The following is a 15,748-nucleotide window of genomic DNA, read 5'->3' on the forward strand; positions in this document are numbered from 1 at the left end:
CGAGGGACAAACACCATGCAACGCGTGACCGTCACTCTGGACGACGACCTTTTGACCGAGCTGGACGCCTTCGTGACCGAACGCGGCTACCAGGGCCGCTCGGAAGCCTTGCGCGACCTGACGCGCGCCGGATTGCAGACCTTCGCCTCAAGCGCCGACGGCGAAGGTTCCTGCGTCGCCGCGCTGGTCTATGTCTATGACCATGAAGTGCGCGCGCTGGCGAAAAGGCTGGCGGCGAGCCAGCACGATCGTCACGACCTGTCCGTGGCGACGCTCCACGTCCATCTCGATCACCAGGCCTGCCTCGAAGTCGCGGTGCTGCGCGGCGAGACCGCGGACGTGCGCCATTTCGCCGAGCACGTCATCGCCGAACGCGGCGTGCGGCACGGACGGCTGGTCGTCATCCCCACCGAGGTCGCCGACGAGGCGCATCCCCACAGCGGCGAGGGCGCCGATGCGCACCCTCACACCCACGTCCGCCAGTCCGGTTGAAGCGGCCGCCCGAGACCGTTGCAGACGCTTCGGACAGCAGTATTACTCTGACATGGCGGCCATTTACACGCGGCCCGCCACGCCGCCGGCGGCGTCGAGCAAAACGCCGATGGCATGGTCCTTGATGCTTTTTCGAATTTCCTGCCGGTCGCCATTCGAGGCCCACAGGCTTTCGATCAATCCTTTTCCAACGGCGATCCCGAGGACTTTCGAGATGCCGGCCGCCGACGGATGGCCGACAGCGAAGGCCGGGTCGAAAATGAAGGCGTAATGCTCGACATCCACGCGCCATTGCGCCTTTCCAATGACTTCGTTGGCTCTGAACACCTCAATGGCGAACGAATCCGGCTCCGATCCGCCGTTGTGGTAATTCAGCAGCAAAGTCAGGTCTTTTTCGCCTTCGACCTCAAGATAAACCTGGCGCGTGAAGCTCATCCAAACCTCCAAAATCCTGTAAAAACACGCTTACCATGTCCACGGAGCGCATGAAAGAACGGCGCGGGGTTCGCCGATCACTTGAGCGCAAACGAAGGCAAAGCGTGGCCAAAGCCCATTCGCCGTCAAGCCACCCCGGCGCGCAACAGGTCGTGGATATGCAAGATGCCGACCGGTTTCTCGCCATCGACGATGAACAGGACGGTGATTTTCGTCCGGTTCATCAGTTCCAGCGCGGCGGAGGCCAGCGAGCCGGCCTTCGCCACGCGCGGCGCGCGGGTCATGATTTCCGCCGGGCTTCTTTCCTGCATCCGGTCGTCCCAATGGCGGCGCAGGTCGCCGTCGGTGATGATCCCGACCAGAACGCCGCGCGAATCGGTCAGGCCGACGCACCCAAATCTCTTGCCGGACATGGCGAGGATGACCTCGCTCATGCTGGCGCTTTCCGGCAGCAGCGGATTATCCTCTCCGGCGTGCATCAGATCGTCCACCTTGTGCAGGCGGGAGCCGAGCTTGCCGCCCGGATGAAACTGCCGGAAATCCTGCGCCGAAAAGCCCCGGTCCTCGATCAGGGCGACCGCCAGGGCGTCGCCGAGCACCAGTTGCAGCGTGGTCGAGGTGGTCGGCGCGAGGCCGTTGGGGCAAGCTTCCTCGACCTGCGGCAGCAGCAGCAAAATATCGGCGGCGCGGCCGAGCGCGCTTTCGCGCTTCGAGGCGACGGCGATCAGCGGTATGGCGAAGCGCCGCGAATATTCGATCAGATCGGCCAGTTCCGCCGTCTCGCCGGACCAGGAAAAGGCCAGCACCACGTCATCCTGGGCGACCATGCCGAGATCGCCATGGCTGGCTTCGGCGGGATGGAGGAAAAACGCCGGCGTGCCGGTGGAGGCGAGCGTCGCCGCGACTTTTCGACCGATATGGCCGCTTTTGCCCATGCCGCTGACGATGACTTTTCCACGCGCCGCGCGAATCGCGGCGATCGCCGCCTCCAGCGCGACGCCCAGTTCGCCGTCGAGCGCCGCGCGCAGACGCGCCATGCCGGCGGTCTCGATTTCGACGCTTCGCCGCGCCGCCTCAAGCGCCCGCGACCCGTTGATCGAATTCATGCTGTCCCCTCGCAAGGCCGCGTTCCCTAAAGCATCGCCGGCAAGACGGCAAATGCGGTTTGACCCCCGCGCCAATCAATCTCACCCTTGACCCAAAGCGCGCCATATGCGGTAAATTTCGCCGCCCGGGAGCGCCGTTGGGTTCCCAGTCGGTCAAAATTCAACAGGTTTGGGCGCCGCGCCCGCAAAACTCTACCTCTTATTGCCGGGCTGCAAAATTCCGCTCGCGCCTTATAGTCCCGCCGAAAAAAATAACCTCAGGAGAATATCATGTCGCTCGCCGCCAAAACCGCCGTCGTCACCGGCTCGACTTCGGGCATAGGCCTCGCCATCGCCCGCGCTTTCGCCAAGGAAGGCGCCAATCTCGTGATCAACGGTTTTGGCGACCCCGCCGCCATCGAGGCCGAACGCGCCGGCATCGAAAAGGAATTCGGCGTCAAGGTGATCTATGACGCCGCCGACATGTCGAAGCCGGCGGAAATCGCCGCCCTGATCGCCAATGCCGAAAAGACCTTTGGGTCGGTCGATGTGCTGGTCAATAATGCCGGCATCCAGTTCGTTTCGCCGGTCGAGGATTTTCCGCTCGACAAATGGGACCAGATCATCGCGATCAACCTGTCCTCGGCTTTCCACGCCATCCGCGCCGCCGTTCCCGGCATGAAGGCGCGCAAATGGGGCCGCATCATCAACACCGCCTCGGCCCATTCGCTGGTCGCCTCGCCGTTCAAATCGGCCTATGTCTCGGCCAAGCACGGCATCGCCGGCCTGACCAAGACGGTGGCGCTCGAACTCGCGACATTCGGCATCACCGTCAATTGCATTTCGCCCGGCTACGTCTGGACGCCTCTCGTCGAAAAGCAGATCCCCGACACGATGAAGGCGCGCAACCTGACCAAGGAACAGGTCATGCGCGACGTGTTGCTCGCGGCGCAGCCGACCAAGGAATTCGTCACCGTGGACGAACTCGCGGCGCTGGCGGTGTTTTTGACCACGGACTCGGCAAGGCAGATCACCGGAACCAATATTTCGATGGACGGCGGCTGGACCGCCGCCTGATCCGCTTTTTTTATTAGCGGCGCGCGAAACCCGGCTGCGGCTGGTTTCGCGCAACGTCTAGGGAACGCCATGCCCCGCGAAAAAAAACCCGCCCCGGAACAAAAGCCAGCTCGGAAAAAAATCAATCTTGCGCTTCAGGGCGGAGGCGCGCATGGCGCCTTCACCTGGGGCGTGCTCGATAAATTGCTCGAAGACGGGCGCTTCGCGTTTGACGCCCTGAGCGGAACCAGCGCCGGTGCGATGAATGCGGTCAATCTCGCCGAAGGCCAGCGCAAGGGCGGCGTTCAGGGCGCCCGCGACCAGCTCGCGCAATTCTGGCGCGCCTCCAGTCTCGACGGCGGACTGGCGCCGGTCCAGCGCGATGTCATCGAGGGCATGCTGAATTTCTGGAACGCCACGCCATTCGCCACGATCGTCCAGCAGGCGGCCGGCATGTTCTCGCCCAGCGAAATGAACCCGCTCAATCTCAATCCTTTGCGCGATGTCCTTGCCGCGCAGGTCGATTTCGACGCCTTGCGCGCCAGCGACGGTGTAAAACTTTTCATTGCCGCCACCAATGTCGAATCGGGCAAGGTGCGGGTGTTCCACCGCCCGGAACTGACCATCGACATGGTCATGGCCTCCGCCTGCCTGCCGACGGTTTTCCGCGCGGTGATGGTCGACGGCGTTCCCTATTGGGACGGCGGTTTCATGGGCAATCCGGTGCTGTTTCCGTTCTTTTACGAGACCGAGACGCTCGATATCGTGCTGATCCAGATCAACCCGATCGAACGCAAGGGCGCGCCGGACACGGTCGCCGGCATTTTGGGCCGGATCGACGAAATCACCTTCAACTCGTCGCTGTTGCAGGAATTTCGCGCCATAAATTTTGTCGCCCGGCTGATCGCCGAAGGACGTCTCGCGGGCACGAATTACAAATCCATCCGCCTGCATGTGATCGAGGCGCAGGACGAACTCAACAGGTTCGGCGCGGCGAGCCGGATGCGCTCGGATTATGATTTCTTCGTGCAGTTGCGCGACATCGGCCGCACGGCGGCGAAAAAGTTCTTGGATGCGCATTACGACGATGTCGGGGTGAGGCAGACGTTCGATATCCAGGAAGCGCTGGTTTAGCGCCTTTTCCGAATCGCGTTCGGAAATTCAACGTCATGAGCTGAGCGGAGCGAAGCAATCCAGTCGCTGCGGCTGGGTGATAAGCGGAACGCTTCGCATTGCTCGCAAGGACGGTCGGCGCCAGCCAATGAATGACGCAAAACGGCGGATCGCGGGCGTAGCGCGAAGGACCGGTCCCGAGAAAACACCCGTCGATGGCTGAAAGGCGAGGAGGCGCCAGTTTCGGAAATTCCCCATTAAGAGGCTGGCTTTCGGGCATCGACACGAATGCGACGGCGGGTTCATTCACTCGATGGTCAGCTCGTTAGATGTGAGCGGTCCTTCCCTCGAGTCACGGTTCACTGGAGTAGTGCGTCACCGACCCTTCGTTTTCGGATATTCTGGCTGGGCCGCGTCACCCTTTCGGTCCGGACGGTAACGGAGCGCGTCAACTAGGAGGGCGAAGGCGGCCGATGGCTGGCGGCGGCTGGGATAATAGAGGTGGTAGCCGGCGAAAGGCGGGCACCATTCATCGAGCACCCTGATCAGCCTGCCATCCGCCAGATATTCGGCCATGATGTCTTCCGGCAGGCTGCAGAGCCCGAACCCATCGAGGCATGCGTCGACGATCATCCGCGCATTGTTGAAGGTCAGTGGGCCGTCGACCCTCACCCTCAATTCTCGCCCGTCTTTTTCGAACTCCCAGGCGTAAAGGCCGCCCAAAGTGGCCAGGTGCAGGTTCAAGCAACTGTGACCGGCGAGATCCTGAGGCGTTTCCGGCTTTCCGTGATCGGAGAAATAATCGGGCGTCCCAACGACCGCCATCCGCAAGTCGGGTCCGATGCGCACGGCGACCATGTCCTTGGCGATGGACTCGCCGAGCCGCACGCCTGCATCGAAACGCTCGGCCACGATGTCCGACAAGGCCGAGTCGATCATGAGTTCGACGTGGATGTCAGGATAATCAGGCAGCAAGCGCTTCATCGTCGGCCACAGGATGGCGTGCGCCGCATGTTCGGACGTGGTGATGCGGATATTGCCCCCGGGCTTGTCGCGAAGCTCGCTGATGGACGCCAGTTCGACGGCGATTTCATCCAGAGCGGGCCTGAGCGTCTTGAGCAGCCGTTCGCCGGCTTCCGTCGCCGCAACGCGCCGCGTCGTTCGCACCAGCAGGCGAACGCCAAGCCGCTCCTCCAGCCGCCGGATCGCATAGCTCAAGGCCGACTGAGACGTCCCGAGCTTAGCTGCTGCGCGCGTAAAGCTTTGTTCGTCGGCGACGGCCAGGAAGGCGTTGAGATCGACCAGATCCTCGCGGAGCATTAATGAATTTCCGATATAACTTCATGCCGATTATAACAGCTAATTGTTTCTGACGCTTCATGCCAAATTGCGGCTGCCGACGACTCTTAAGTCGTCGGATCGAGCACAAGGAAAATCGGCAATGGAGATCTGGCGAAACGGCTCGCGTCCCTCAGCCAAAGGGCCAGAGGACTGGTTTACCGGAACCGTGCGGATCGACGCGCCCTTTGCCGGCGACGGCGGCGCCCGAGTCGGCGGCGCGACGGTGACCTTCGAACCCGGCGCGCGCACCGCCTGGCACACACATCCGCTCGGCCAAACGCTGATCGTGACTGTGGGACTTGGTAGGGTTCAGCGGGAGGGCTTCGCCCTCGAGGAGATCAGGCCCGGCGATGTCGTGTGGATCGCGCCGCATGAAAAGCATTGGCACGGCGCCTCGCCCAACTTTGCCATGACCCATATCGCCATTGCGGAAACGCTCGACGGCAAGGTCGTCGACTGGATGGAAAAGGTCAGCGACGAAGATTACGCGAGTGTCACGTCATGAGCAGCGTCGTCGTCGTCATCGGCGCCGGCTCGATCGGCCAGGCGATCGCGCGCCGGATCAGCGCGGGCAAGCACGTCCTACTGGCCGACCTTCGTCCTGAGAACGCGGCCGCCGCCGCCAAGGTTCTGGATGAGGCCGGATTCATCGTCAGCACGGCTACCGTCGACGTCTCCTCGCGAGAGTCGGTCGGGGCTCTGGTCGAGACCGCGACCGCGCTCGGCGAGGTGACAGGCGTCATCCACGCCGCCGGCGTCTCGCCCTCACAAGCGTCGCCCAAGACGATCTTGAAGGTTGACCTGTACGGCACGGCCTTGGTGCTGGAGGAATTCGGCAACGTCATCGCCGCAGGCGGGGCCGGCGTCGTCATCGCGTCGCAATCGGGACATCGCCTCGGGGGCCTGGATCAGGAGCAGAACGCCGCGCTGGCGTTGACGCCGACCGACGACCTTCTGTCGCTGGCGATGCTTCAGTCCGGCATGATCAAGGACTCGCTCCACGCCTACCAGCTTTCCAAGCGCGGTAATTCCCTGCGGGTCATGGCCGAGGCCGTGCGTTGGGGCAAGCGCGGCGCCCGCGTCAACACGATCAGCCCCGGCATCGTCATCACGCCGCTGGCCAAGGATGAACTGACCGGGCCACGCGGCGAGGGCTACCGCCGAATGATCGAACTCTGCCCCGTCGGTCGCGCCGCCACGCCGGACGAAGTCGGTTCCGTCGGCGCGCTCCTGATGGGGCCGGATGGCGCCTTCATCACTGGCAGCGACTTCCTCATGGATGGCGGCGTCACCGCCTCATACTGGTTCGGCGATCTTGCCCCCAAATGACCCCTGAGCATTCGCAAGGGACCGCTCCCAACCAAATCAAGGAAAAATGCATGTTAGGAACCGTACTCTACGGCCCGCGCGACATCCGCTGCGAGGAGGTCGCCGAACCCAAGATCATCTATCCGACCGACGCCATCATCAAGCTTTCGGCGACCTGCGTCTGCGGCTCCGATCTTTGGCCTTATCGCGGGCTCAACGAGGTCAATCAGCCCATGCACATGGGCCATGAATATTGCGGCGTGGTGGTCGAAGTCGGCAGCGCCGTCACGACCGTCAAGCCCGGCCAGTTCGTCGTGGGCTCCTTCTGCATCTCCGACAACACCTGCCCGCATTGTCGCCACGGCTTCCAGTCCTCCTGCGAACACCGCGAGTTCATGACCGGCGCGCAGGCGACGCTGGCGCGCGTTCCGCTTGCCGACGGAACGCTCGTCGCGACCACCGAAATGCCGTCCGCGGACCTGATTCCGAGCTTGCTCGCCGCCTCGGACGTGCTCGGCACCGGTTGGTACGCCGCCGATGCGGCGCGCGTGCAGCCCGGTTCGACGGTTGTCGTCGTGGGGGACGGCGCGGTGGGGCTGATGGGCGTCCTCGCCGCGAAACAGATGGGCGCCGAGCGCATCATCGCCATGAGCGGGCATAAGGCGCGGCAGGAATTGGCGCTCGAATATGGCGCGACCGACATCGTGGCCGCGCGCGGAGACGAGGGCGTGGCGAAGGTTCGGGAATTGACCCATCGCATCGGCGCGGATTCTGTGCTCGAATGCGTGGGCACGCAGCAATCCATGTCGCAGGCGCTGGCCTGCGCGCGTCCGGGCTCGACGATCGGCTATGTCGGCGTGCCCCATGGCGTGCAGTTCGATGGGCAGCAACTGTTCTTCGCGCAGGTAGGAATGATGGGTGGTCCCGCGCCAGTGCGGCGTTTCCTGCCGCATCTGATGGACCTCGTGCTGACCCGCAAGATCAACCCCGGCAAGGTGTTTGACCTTGTCTTGCCCCTCGCCGACGTCGCCGAAGGCTATCGGGCGATGGACGAACGGCGCGCCATAAAAACCCTCCTTCGCGTCTGAATTGGGTCAAATTTTCCGCAAAACAACAAGGCCGCGCGGCAGGGGCGGCCTTGTTTCATTACAGCCCCGGCTGACGCCAATGCTCTCGCGGGAATTAAGCGACGGATCGAGCGCCAGCTTCACGATCAGGTAGAGGTGGGAAGATAAGCGGAAAGACGCCAATCAATTAGGCGGCTTAAATGGCATGAAGTTATATTGGCGCTTCATAAATGAGACTGCCCTGGCGCCGGCGGTTGGACGGCAGCAAAGTGCTCAAGAGCAGAATTTCATTATAAGACCGCTTCCTGCTCATAGAGACCGACAAGTGTTTTCGGCGTGAATTTCCGCCTTGGGTCACGAATACGCGTTCGACGGAAGCCGTGGAAGTCCGCTGACGACGTTGTACCGGACGTAACGGGAAAAGCTTGAAAGACCAGTTTGAGCCGAACCCGGACGTTTAGACTGGCCAAGCCTCTTCTCGATGCCGTTGGATTGCTTCGCTTCGCTCGCAATGACGCCGCCATCACAGAATGTTCGTCCGCGCCAAATCGTCGAGCATATCCGCCAACCCGGTGCGTTGCCCAATTTTCGAGCCCCGCAGTGACCGCTTCCGCCATGTCGCGCTCGGACGAAACGTCGCCAGCCAGCACGACCTCCCCGCCCTCGTCGCAATCAATCGGGTTTTCGAGGCGCGGCGCCAAAACCTCGCCATTGGCCTTTGCGTTCACCCGTCCCGCGGGACGTTTCACGCGGCGGCGGCCGGATTTGCCATCGCGGGCGCCGCATTCGCCATTTCCGCGACTCTGCGCGTCAGGGTTGCATGCGCGTGCGAAAAACCTGCGAAAACCGTGTAATTCGTGACAAATGTACGCGATTTTCGTGCAAATTCAGTGCCAAAAGCGCCAAAAACCGATGTGTATTTTCACCCCTCTTGCGCTGCAATCATAGGTTGAAATCATCTCCCCGGCTGCGGCGCGGACCGCCCCCTGCTTTTTATAAAATAATTCAAAAACAACACGTTATCGGGTCGGTTCGACTCCGCCGCTACCCGAGTGTTTCACGTGAAACAAACAAAGAACAAACATAAAGCCGCTTATTTTCACCGCAAAAGCGGCCCGAATCGATTTTCACTTTCTTGTTTTTCCAAATTTTGCGGGTCCGGGGTTCGAAAAAACGCCGTCAAAATCCCCGCCGCGACCAGTGGACGCGTTCAGCAGCCCTTTGAACCGCCACACTTCGCTCTTCTTGATCTCGCAGTCCTCCAGCGCGCGGGTGACGGGGATGCGATATTCGGCCAGCGATTCCAGCTTTTCGCGCGCCAGATAGGCGCGTCCGGGGTCGCCGATCAGCACCAGCGCGCCGCGTCGCGCCAAGTGTTCGAGCCAATCCGTGACCGCCTCCGCCATGTCGCGCTCATAGGAAACGTCGCCGGCCAGCACCACCTCCCAGCCCTCGTCGCAGCCGATCAGGTTTTCGAGGCGCGATTCCACCATGACGCCATTGGCCTGCGCGTTCACCGCCATGGCGGCGACGGCAAAAGCGTCGATGTCGCAGGCCTCCACCCGCAAGGCGCCGGCTTTGGCCGCCGCTATGGCGACGAGACCCGAACCGGAGGCGAAATCCAGCACGCTTTTGCCGACGACCAGCGCGGGATGGTCGAGCAGATAGCGCGCCAGCGCCTGCCCTCCCGCCCAGGCAAAAGCCCAGAACGGCGGCGGCAGGCCGATTTCGCCGAGTTCGTCCTCGGTCTTCTGCCAAAGCTCCGTCGCCTCGTGCGCGAGATGCAGCGAAATTTCGGGCGCATGGGGAACCGGCAGCAGCCGCGTCTGGGCGCGAATGAAACCTGCCCGGTCCAGAATTTCCGTCACGCGCCCAGCGTTTCCTTCAATTGCCGCCGCAAAACCTTGCCGACATTGGATTTCGGCAATTCGTCGCGGAAAATGATTTCGCGCGGCATTTTATAGCCGGTCAGCCTTTCGCGGCAAAAATGCCTCAAGTCCTCTTCGCTCAGCCCCGCCTCGCGCGGCACGACAAAGGCGATGACCTCCTCGCCGGTCGCGGCAAACGGGCGGCCGACCACCGCCGCCTCGAGCACACCGGGATGTTCGACCAGAATTTCCTCGACCTCGTTGGGATAGACGTTGAAGCCCGACACGATGATCATGTCCTTGAGGCGATCGACGATCTTGATCTGCCCGTCCGGCAGCATCACGCCGACGTCGCCGGTGCGGAAATAGCCGTCCTTGGTCATCGCCGCCTCGGTCGCCAACGGGCGATCCCAATAGCCGGCCATGACCTGCGGCCCGCGCGCGCAGATTTCGCCGCGCTCGCCGATCGCAACCGGCTCCCCGGCGGCGTCGCGGATCGAGATTTCGGTGGAGGACACCGGATAGCCGACCGTGCCGGTGAATTCCTCGATATCGGGGCGATTGGCGCACAGAACCGGCGAGGTCTCGGACAGGCCGTAGCCTTCGACGATCGCCTTGCCGGTCAATTGCTTCCATTTGCGCGCGACCGCCGGCTGCAAGGCCATGCCGCCCGCCGCAAAAGTGGCGACGGAACGATAGTCGATGGTCTTCATGCCGGGATAATCGACCAAAGCGTTATAGAGCGTGTTGACCCCGCTGAAGTCGGTGAAATGGCTTTTCTGCAAGGTCTTGACGAGATTATGGATGTCGCGCGGATTGGCGATCAGCAGGCACGACCCGCCCCGGCGAATCTGGAACCAGAAACAGGCGGTCATGGCGAAAATATGATAGAGCGGCAGGGCGGTAATCGACACGGAGGGCTGGTCCGGCTTCAGAAAAGGCGCAAACCAGCCGGCGTTCTGCTCGATATTGGCCGCGAGATTGCGATGCAGCAGAATGGCGCCCTTGGCCGAGCCGGTGGTGCCGCCGGTATATTGCAGCACCGCCATGTCGTCGCCGGTCACGGTCACGGGCTGCGGTTTCAGCCCCTTCGCCTCGCGCAAGAGCGCGGCGAAGGAAAGGACGCCGGGAAGATCGGCTTTGGGGACCGCTTTCTTGACCAGGCGCGAAAACAGATTGACCATCACCCCTTTGCCGCCGAGCAGGTCGCCGGGCGCGACGAGAACGATGCGCTCCAGTTTCAGCCGCCCGACCACGGCGGCGACGGTGGCGCCGAAGTTTTCGAGCACGAACAAAAAGCGCGGCGTCGAATCGACGATCTGGAGTTCGAGCTCGCGCGACGTATAGAGCGGGTTGACGTTGACCACGACGCCGCCGGCCTGGAGAATGCCGAGCAGAATGGCCGGATAGGCCATGACATTGGGCGACATGATTGCGGCGCGGTCGCCTTTCGCGAAACCCTTGGCCTGCAGCCAGGCGGTGACGCGATCAGCCGCGTGGCCAAGCTGCGCATAGGTCAGGCGCACGCCAAAACTTTCCAGCGCGACGCGCGCGCCATAGGCGTCGCGGCTGCGCCGCCAGATCTCGACGAGGTTTTGACAGGAGTTTTGGTCGATCTCCGCCGGTACGCCGGGCGGATAATGCGCGAGCCACGGCCTCGCCGCCAGCAGCTGTTCCGAAACCTGCATTTTTTCCTCCCCTCGCGACCTCGAGGCCTGTTATTGGTTCATGTTTAAACTGGCGTGCCTGCCCGTTGCAAGCGCATTGCGCTTGACGCCGCCACCGTCGCACGCGAAGGCTTGGGCTGTTGCGGTCGCGATTGCGCGTCCCGGCTTTCCCTTGGTTGAGGACTCGCCATGCTCTATTATACCTCCCTGGTCACTTTGGCCTCGCTGCTTTTCTATTTCTGGCTCACCATCGACGTGGGCAGGGCGCGCATCCAACTAAAGGTCGCCGCCCCGGCGACAACCGGCGATCCGCTTTTCGAGCGGCTCTACCGTATCCAGATGAACACGCTCGAATGGCTGCCGATCTATCTGCCCAGCCTGTGGCTGTTCGCCTTTTACGTTTCCGACTTCGGCGCCGCGCTTCTCGGCCTGTTGTGGATCGTCGGCCGCTTTCTTTACCGGCGCGGCTATCGGGAGGCCCCGGAAAAGCGCTCCCTGGGCTTTGGCGTCCAGGCGCTGGCCGTGGCCGTACTGCTTTTCGGCGCATTGATCGACATTTTGGCGCGCCTCGTTCTCGGCGACTGAGTCGGCAAAATTTGACACCGGGCGGCGGGAGCGCTAGAAGCCGCTCGCTCGTCAGAGACTATTTTTTAAGACAAAGTCGACCCGCGCCCGAAGCGGGAGGCCAACGCCCGGCAGCGCGATGCGCCCCCGGGCGTTCTTTGCATTGAAATCAAGGACCGCTTGTGGTCGTTGACACGGAAAAAAGGACAAAAAATGTTTGAGGGCCTTTCCGAAAAGCTCTCCGGCATATTCGACAGCCTGACGCGTCGCGGCGCCCTCAGCGAGGAGGACGTCAACGCCGCCATGCGCGAAGTGCGCCGCGCCCTGCTCGAAGCCGACGTCGCTCTCGACGTCGTGCGCTCCTTCGTCGACAAGGCGCGCGCCCGCGCCGTCGGCGCCGAGGTGGTGAAATCGATTTCGCCGGGCCAGATGGTCGTCAAGATTGTCAATGACGTGCTGATCGAGACGCTCGGCTCCGACGCCGAGCCGATCGACCTCAACGCCGCGCCGCCGGTGGCGATCATGATGGTCGGCCTGCAAGGCGCGGGCAAGACCACGACTTGCGCCAAAATCGCCAAGCGCCTGACCGAGCGCTTCAAGAAGCGGGTGCTTATGGCCTCGCTCGACGTGAAGCGTCCGGCGGCGCAGGAACAGCTGGCGGTGCTCGGCCGGCAGGTCGGCGTGGACACCTTGCCGATTGTCGCGGGCCAAACTCCCGTGCAGATCGCGCGGCGCGCCGAAGAGGCCGCGCGTCTGCAAGGCTATGACGTGGTCTTGTTCGACACCGCCGGCCGCACCCATATCGACGAGCCGCTGATGGCGGAGATGGCCGAAATCAAGACCGCCGCCCGGCCGCATGAAATCCTGCTCGTCGCCGACGCCCTGACAGGCCAGGACGCGGTCAATCTGGCCAAAAATTTCGACGACCGCGTCGGCATCACCGGCATCGTCCTGACCCGCATCGATGGCGACGGACGCGGCGGCGCGGCCCTTTCGATGCGCGCGGTGACGGGAAAACCGATCAAACTGATCGGCACTGGCGAAAAAATGGACGCGCTGGACGATTTTCATCCGCAGCGCATCGCCAACCGCATTCTCGGCATGGGCGACATTGTCGCCCTGGTCGAAAAGGCCGCGGAAAACATCGACGCCGAAAAGGCCATGCGCATTGCCGACAAGATGCGCAAGGGCAAGTTCGACCTCCAGGACATGGCCGACCAGCTCTCGCAGGTCGAAACCATGGGCGGGCTTGGCGGCATCATGGGCCTGCTGCCCGGCATGGCCAAAATCAAGGAGCAGATGGCCGCCGCCAAGATCGACAACAATATGATCAAGCGCCAGCGCGCCATCATCATGTCGATGACGCCGGCCGAGCGGCGCAATCCCGAACTTTTGAAGGCCTCGCGCAAGAAGCGCATCGCCGCCGGTTCGGGCGCCAAGGTCGAGGAGGTCAACCGCCTGCTCAAGCAGCATCGGACCACCGCCGACATGATGAAGTCGATGAACGGCGCCAAACGCGGCCCGATGGCGCAGATGGCGCAGGCCTTTGGGCTTGGCGGCGGCATGCCGCAGCCCTCGCAGGAGGAAATCGCCGAATTGCAGAAAAAATTCGGCGGCGGAGCCGGCATGGGCGCCGGGATTCCACCAAACCTGCCGCCGGGCGCCTTTCCGTCCAAGTCCGGCCTTCCCGGGCTCGGCGCCGGCAAACCGGGCGGAATCTCAGGCCTTCCCGGTCTGGGCGGCCTGTCGAGCCTCAATCCATTCGGCAAGAAGAAATGAGCTTTTCGCTCCGTCGTGCGTGCGGCGGAGATTGGGACTGCCGGGTGAGGGGCCGGCTGTTTGAGCGTCAAGACATCGCCCGCCCCTCGGCTACAAACGCCCGTAAGGGACTGAAAAAAGGAAATAATCCATGTCGCTAAAGATTCGCCTGTCGCGCGGTGGCGCGAAAAAGCGTCCGTTCTACCGCATTGTCGTCGCCGACGCCCGTTCGCCGCGCGATGGCCGCTTCATTGAAAAGCTCGGGACCTTCGATCCGCTCGCGGCCAAGGATTCGGAAACCCGCCTCGTGCTCGACGTCGAAAAGGCCAAGGAATGGCTGACGAAGGGCGCGCAGCCCACCGACCGCGTCACCCGCCTGCTCGACGGCGTCGGCGCCATCAAGCGCGAACCGCGCAACAATCCGGAAAAGGCGCTGCCGAAGAAGAAGGCGCAGGAGCGCACCGCCGCCGCCGCCGCCGCCGCGGAAAAGGCCGCCGCCGCCGCAGCCGAATAATTTTGCGCCGCTTTGTCGAGGCGCCGCCGCTTCTGTCGATGCGGCGGCGTTTTTCATTCAAGCCGTCGATTTTCTGGAGCTGAGGATGGACGACGAGGTTCTGGTCGGGGTTTTTGGCGCGCCCCATGGCGTGCGCGGCGAAATACGGCTCAAATCCTATATGGCCGAGCCGGCCAGCATCGCCGCCTACGGCGCCTTGCACGATGGCTCGGGCCGGGAATTCTCGTTGACCGCCTGCCGCCCGCTCAAGGACGATCTGCTGGTGGCGCGGGTCAAGGGCGTCACCGGGCGCGACGCCGCGCAAAAGCTCACCCACGTGAAATTATTCATCGCGCGTGAAAAACTGCCGCCGCCTGATGAGGACGAGTTTTACTGCCGCGACCTGATCGGCCTGCGCGCCGAAACCGGCGACGGCGTTTGGCTCGGAACCATCGTCGCCGTGCCCAATTACGGCGCCGGCGACATTTTGGAAGTCGCGCCGTCCGCCGGCGAGACCCTTCTGTTTCCCTTCACCCGCGTCGTCGTGCCGCAAATCGACCTCGCGGGCGGCAAGGTGATTGTCGCGCCGCCGCTGGAAATCGACGCCGAACCCGGCCCGGTCGGGCCACATAAGCCGGACCGCTGACCCATGTGGACGGCGTTCGTCTTAACCCTTTACCCGGAAATGTTTCCCGGCCCGCTAGGCGCCTCGATCGCCGGAACGGCGCTGGCCAACGGGCTTTGGGCGCTGGAGACGCGCGACATCCGCGATCACGGCCTGGGGCGCCACCGCGCCGTGGACGACACCCCCGCTGGCGGCGGCCCCGGCATGGTGTTGCGCGCCGACGTTCTGGCGGCGAGCCTCGACGCCGGCAATTCTCCCGACGACCCCCGCCCGCGCCTGCTGCTGTCGCCGCGCGGCGAAACCCTGACCCAGAAAATGGCGCGCGATTTTGCCGCCGGTCCAGGGCTGATCCTCGTCTGCGGCCGGTTCGAAGGGGTGGACGAACGCGCAATCGAGGCGCGGGGTTTGCGCGAGATTTCGATCGGCGATTACATCCTGTCCGGCGGCGAGATCGCCGCATTGACCCTGCTCGACGCCTGCGTGCGGCTGCTGCCGGGCGTGATGGGCAAGCCAAATTCCGGCGACGACGAAAGTTTTGAACGCGGCCTGCTCGAATATCCGCATTACACCCGCCCGCGCGACTGGGAGGGACGGACGATCCCCGAAGCCCTGCTGTCGGGCGATCACGCGCGCATCGCGCGCTGGCGGCGCGAACAGGCGGAAACCCTGACCAAGGCCCGCCGCCCGGATTTGTGGAAGGCGCACGAGGAAAAATGACGCCCCCCGATCCTCGAAAGTCGGAAAAACAGTAAAGTTAGAAGTGCGGGAGGCCGCATTTGGGGCGAAAATTGGCGCCCAAACTCTCGTTCTTGCTTTGTTTCACGTGAAACACCCGGCCGGCGAGGGCGCCGAATATGCCATTAGTGTGTTGTTTAT

The 15,748-nt window shown here is 63.1% G+C and carries 17 protein-coding genes; 11 read left to right on the plus strand and 6 right to left on the minus strand.

Annotated features, from left to right (window positions below; genetic code table 11):
- The first annotated feature begins 15 nt into the window (after positions 1-15).
- Complete coding sequence (nikR, locus tag QZY01_RS05220) at positions 16-492, plus strand: nickel-responsive transcriptional regulator NikR (protein WP_294534238.1); 477 nt, start codon at positions 16-18, stop codon at positions 490-492.
- A 63-nt stretch (positions 493-555) separates the two neighbouring features.
- Here the strand turns inward: nikR and QZY01_RS05225 are convergent, their stop codons facing one another.
- Positions 556-927, minus strand: coding sequence for a hypothetical protein (locus QZY01_RS05225; protein WP_294534240.1), 372 nt, complete (start codon positions 925-927; stop codon positions 556-558).
- 125 nt (positions 928-1,052) lie between these two features.
- On the minus strand, positions 1,053-2,033 hold the full coding sequence (locus QZY01_RS05230) for a KpsF/GutQ family sugar-phosphate isomerase (protein ID WP_294534242.1): 981 nt from the start codon (positions 2,031-2,033) through the stop codon (positions 1,053-1,055).
- A gap of 270 nt (positions 2,034-2,303) precedes the next feature.
- Here QZY01_RS05230 and QZY01_RS05235 point away from each other — a divergent pair, with 270 nt between their 5' ends.
- Entirely contained in the window at positions 2,304-3,089 is a 786-nt protein-coding gene (locus QZY01_RS05235; RefSeq protein WP_294534243.1) for a 3-hydroxybutyrate dehydrogenase, read from the plus strand.
- Positions 3,090-3,158: 69 nt separating this feature from the next.
- Positions 3,159-4,202: a patatin-like phospholipase family protein gene (locus QZY01_RS05240; protein WP_294534246.1), complete on the plus strand. Its 1,044-nt coding sequence runs from the start codon at positions 3,159-3,161 to the stop codon at positions 4,200-4,202.
- Between the two features lie 354 nt (positions 4,203-4,556).
- Here QZY01_RS05240 and QZY01_RS05245 read toward each other — a convergent pair whose 3' ends face one another.
- The gene (locus QZY01_RS05245) at positions 4,557-5,501 is read right to left on the minus strand and encodes a LysR family transcriptional regulator (RefSeq protein WP_294534248.1); all 945 of its coding nucleotides are present in this window, start codon (positions 5,499-5,501) and stop codon (positions 4,557-4,559) included.
- A gap of 121 nt (positions 5,502-5,622) precedes the next feature.
- Here QZY01_RS05245 and QZY01_RS05250 point away from each other — a divergent pair, with 121 nt between their 5' ends.
- From QZY01_RS05250 to QZY01_RS05260, 3 genes are read left to right on the plus strand one after another with little or no spacing between them, the layout of a single operon-like run.
- A complete protein-coding gene (locus tag QZY01_RS05250) occupies positions 5,623-6,027 on the plus strand; it encodes a cupin domain-containing protein (RefSeq protein WP_294534249.1) in 405 nt (134 codons plus the stop codon).
- On the plus strand, positions 6,024-6,851 hold the full coding sequence (locus tag QZY01_RS05255; protein ID WP_294534251.1) for an SDR family oxidoreductase: 828 nt from the start codon (positions 6,024-6,026) through the stop codon (positions 6,849-6,851). The genes QZY01_RS05250 and QZY01_RS05255 overlap by 4 nt, the downstream gene beginning before the upstream one ends.
- 50 nt (positions 6,852-6,901) lie before the next feature.
- The gene (locus QZY01_RS05260; RefSeq protein WP_294534253.1) at positions 6,902-7,918 is read left to right on the plus strand and encodes a zinc-dependent alcohol dehydrogenase family protein; all 1,017 of its coding nucleotides are present in this window, start codon (positions 6,902-6,904) and stop codon (positions 7,916-7,918) included.
- A gap of 269 nt (positions 7,919-8,187) precedes the next feature.
- Here the strand turns inward: QZY01_RS05260 and QZY01_RS05265 are convergent, their stop codons facing one another.
- The 3 genes from QZY01_RS05265 to QZY01_RS05275 form a co-directional block, all read right to left on the minus strand.
- On the minus strand, positions 8,188-8,625 hold the full coding sequence (locus tag QZY01_RS05265) for a hypothetical protein (protein ID WP_294534255.1): 438 nt from the start codon (positions 8,623-8,625) through the stop codon (positions 8,188-8,190).
- Positions 8,626-9,024: 399 nt separating this feature from the next.
- Entirely contained in the window at positions 9,025-9,765 is a 741-nt protein-coding gene (locus QZY01_RS05270; RefSeq protein WP_294534257.1) for a methyltransferase, read from the minus strand.
- The gene (locus tag QZY01_RS05275; protein WP_294534259.1) at positions 9,762-11,453 is read right to left on the minus strand and encodes an AMP-binding protein; all 1,692 of its coding nucleotides are present in this window, start codon (positions 11,451-11,453) and stop codon (positions 9,762-9,764) included. The genes QZY01_RS05270 and QZY01_RS05275 overlap by 4 nt, the downstream gene beginning before the upstream one ends.
- A 168-nt stretch (positions 11,454-11,621) precedes the next feature.
- Here QZY01_RS05275 and QZY01_RS05280 point away from each other — a divergent pair, with 168 nt between their 5' ends.
- The 5 genes from QZY01_RS05280 to trmD all read left to right on the plus strand — a co-directional run bounded on the left by QZY01_RS05280 (position 11,622) and on the right by trmD (position 15,589).
- Positions 11,622-12,017 (plus strand): MAPEG family protein, encoded by a 396-nt coding sequence (locus tag QZY01_RS05280; protein ID WP_294534261.1) that lies wholly within the window; start codon positions 11,622-11,624, stop codon positions 12,015-12,017.
- Positions 12,018-12,209: 192 nt separating this feature from the next.
- Positions 12,210-13,775 carry a signal recognition particle protein gene (gene ffh, locus QZY01_RS05285; protein WP_294534263.1) on the plus strand — a complete coding sequence of 522 codons (1,566 nt, stop codon included), beginning with the start codon at positions 12,210-12,212 and terminating at the stop codon, positions 13,773-13,775.
- A gap of 130 nt (positions 13,776-13,905) precedes the next feature.
- Entirely contained in the window at positions 13,906-14,268 is a 363-nt protein-coding gene (gene rpsP, locus QZY01_RS05290) for a 30S ribosomal protein S16 (RefSeq protein WP_294534265.1), read from the plus strand.
- Positions 14,269-14,353: 85 nt separating this feature from the next.
- Positions 14,354-14,893 carry a ribosome maturation factor RimM gene (gene rimM / locus QZY01_RS05295; protein WP_294534267.1) on the plus strand — a complete coding sequence of 180 codons (540 nt, stop codon included), beginning with the start codon at positions 14,354-14,356 and terminating at the stop codon, positions 14,891-14,893.
- 3 nt (positions 14,894-14,896) lie between these two features.
- Positions 14,897-15,589, plus strand: a complete 693-nt coding sequence (gene trmD, locus QZY01_RS05300) for a tRNA (guanosine(37)-N1)-methyltransferase TrmD (RefSeq protein ID WP_294534268.1) — start codon at positions 14,897-14,899, stop codon at positions 15,587-15,589.
- The last annotated feature ends 159 nt before the right edge of the window (positions 15,590-15,748 follow it).

Source organism: uncultured Rhodoblastus sp. (assembly GCF_903903185.1).
Lineage (GTDB): Bacteria > Pseudomonadota > Alphaproteobacteria > Rhizobiales > Beijerinckiaceae > Rhodoblastus.

Bases quoted from the DNA above. Each gene is read 5' to 3' on its own strand.
- QZY01_RS05250 (WP_294534249.1), top strand. From the start codon at position 5,623: ATGGAGATCTGGCGAAACGGCTCGCGTCCCTCAGCCAAAGGGCCAGAG.
- QZY01_RS05255 (WP_294534251.1), top strand. From the start codon at position 6,024: ATGAGCAGCGTCGTCGTCGTCATCGGCGCCGGCTCGATCGGCCAGGCG.
- rpsP (WP_294534265.1), top strand. From the start codon at position 13,906: ATGTCGCTAAAGATTCGCCTGTCGCGCGGTGGCGCGAAAAAGCGTCCG.
- QZY01_RS05240 (WP_294534246.1), top strand. From the start codon at position 3,159: ATGCCCCGCGAAAAAAAACCCGCCCCGGAACAAAAGCCAGCTCGGAAA.
- QZY01_RS05280 (WP_294534261.1), top strand. From the start codon at position 11,622: ATGCTCTATTATACCTCCCTGGTCACTTTGGCCTCGCTGCTTTTCTAT.
- QZY01_RS05275 (WP_294534259.1), bottom strand. From the start codon at position 11,453: ATGCAGGTTTCGGAACAGCTGCTGGCGGCGAGGCCGTGGCTCGCGCAT.
- nikR (WP_294534238.1), top strand. From the start codon at position 16: ATGCAACGCGTGACCGTCACTCTGGACGACGACCTTTTGACCGAGCTG.
- rimM (WP_294534267.1), top strand. From the start codon at position 14,354: ATGGACGACGAGGTTCTGGTCGGGGTTTTTGGCGCGCCCCATGGCGTG.
- QZY01_RS05260 (WP_294534253.1), top strand. From the start codon at position 6,902: ATGTTAGGAACCGTACTCTACGGCCCGCGCGACATCCGCTGCGAGGAG.
- QZY01_RS05225 (WP_294534240.1), bottom strand. From the start codon at position 927: ATGAGCTTCACGCGCCAGGTTTATCTTGAGGTCGAAGGCGAAAAAGAC.
- QZY01_RS05230 (WP_294534242.1), bottom strand. From the start codon at position 2,033: ATGAATTCGATCAACGGGTCGCGGGCGCTTGAGGCGGCGCGGCGAAGC.
- ffh (WP_294534263.1), top strand. From the start codon at position 12,210: ATGTTTGAGGGCCTTTCCGAAAAGCTCTCCGGCATATTCGACAGCCTG.
- trmD (WP_294534268.1), top strand. From the start codon at position 14,897: ATGTGGACGGCGTTCGTCTTAACCCTTTACCCGGAAATGTTTCCCGGC.
- QZY01_RS05235 (WP_294534243.1), top strand. From the start codon at position 2,304: ATGTCGCTCGCCGCCAAAACCGCCGTCGTCACCGGCTCGACTTCGGGC.
- QZY01_RS05245 (WP_294534248.1), bottom strand. From the start codon at position 5,501: ATGCTCCGCGAGGATCTGGTCGATCTCAACGCCTTCCTGGCCGTCGCC.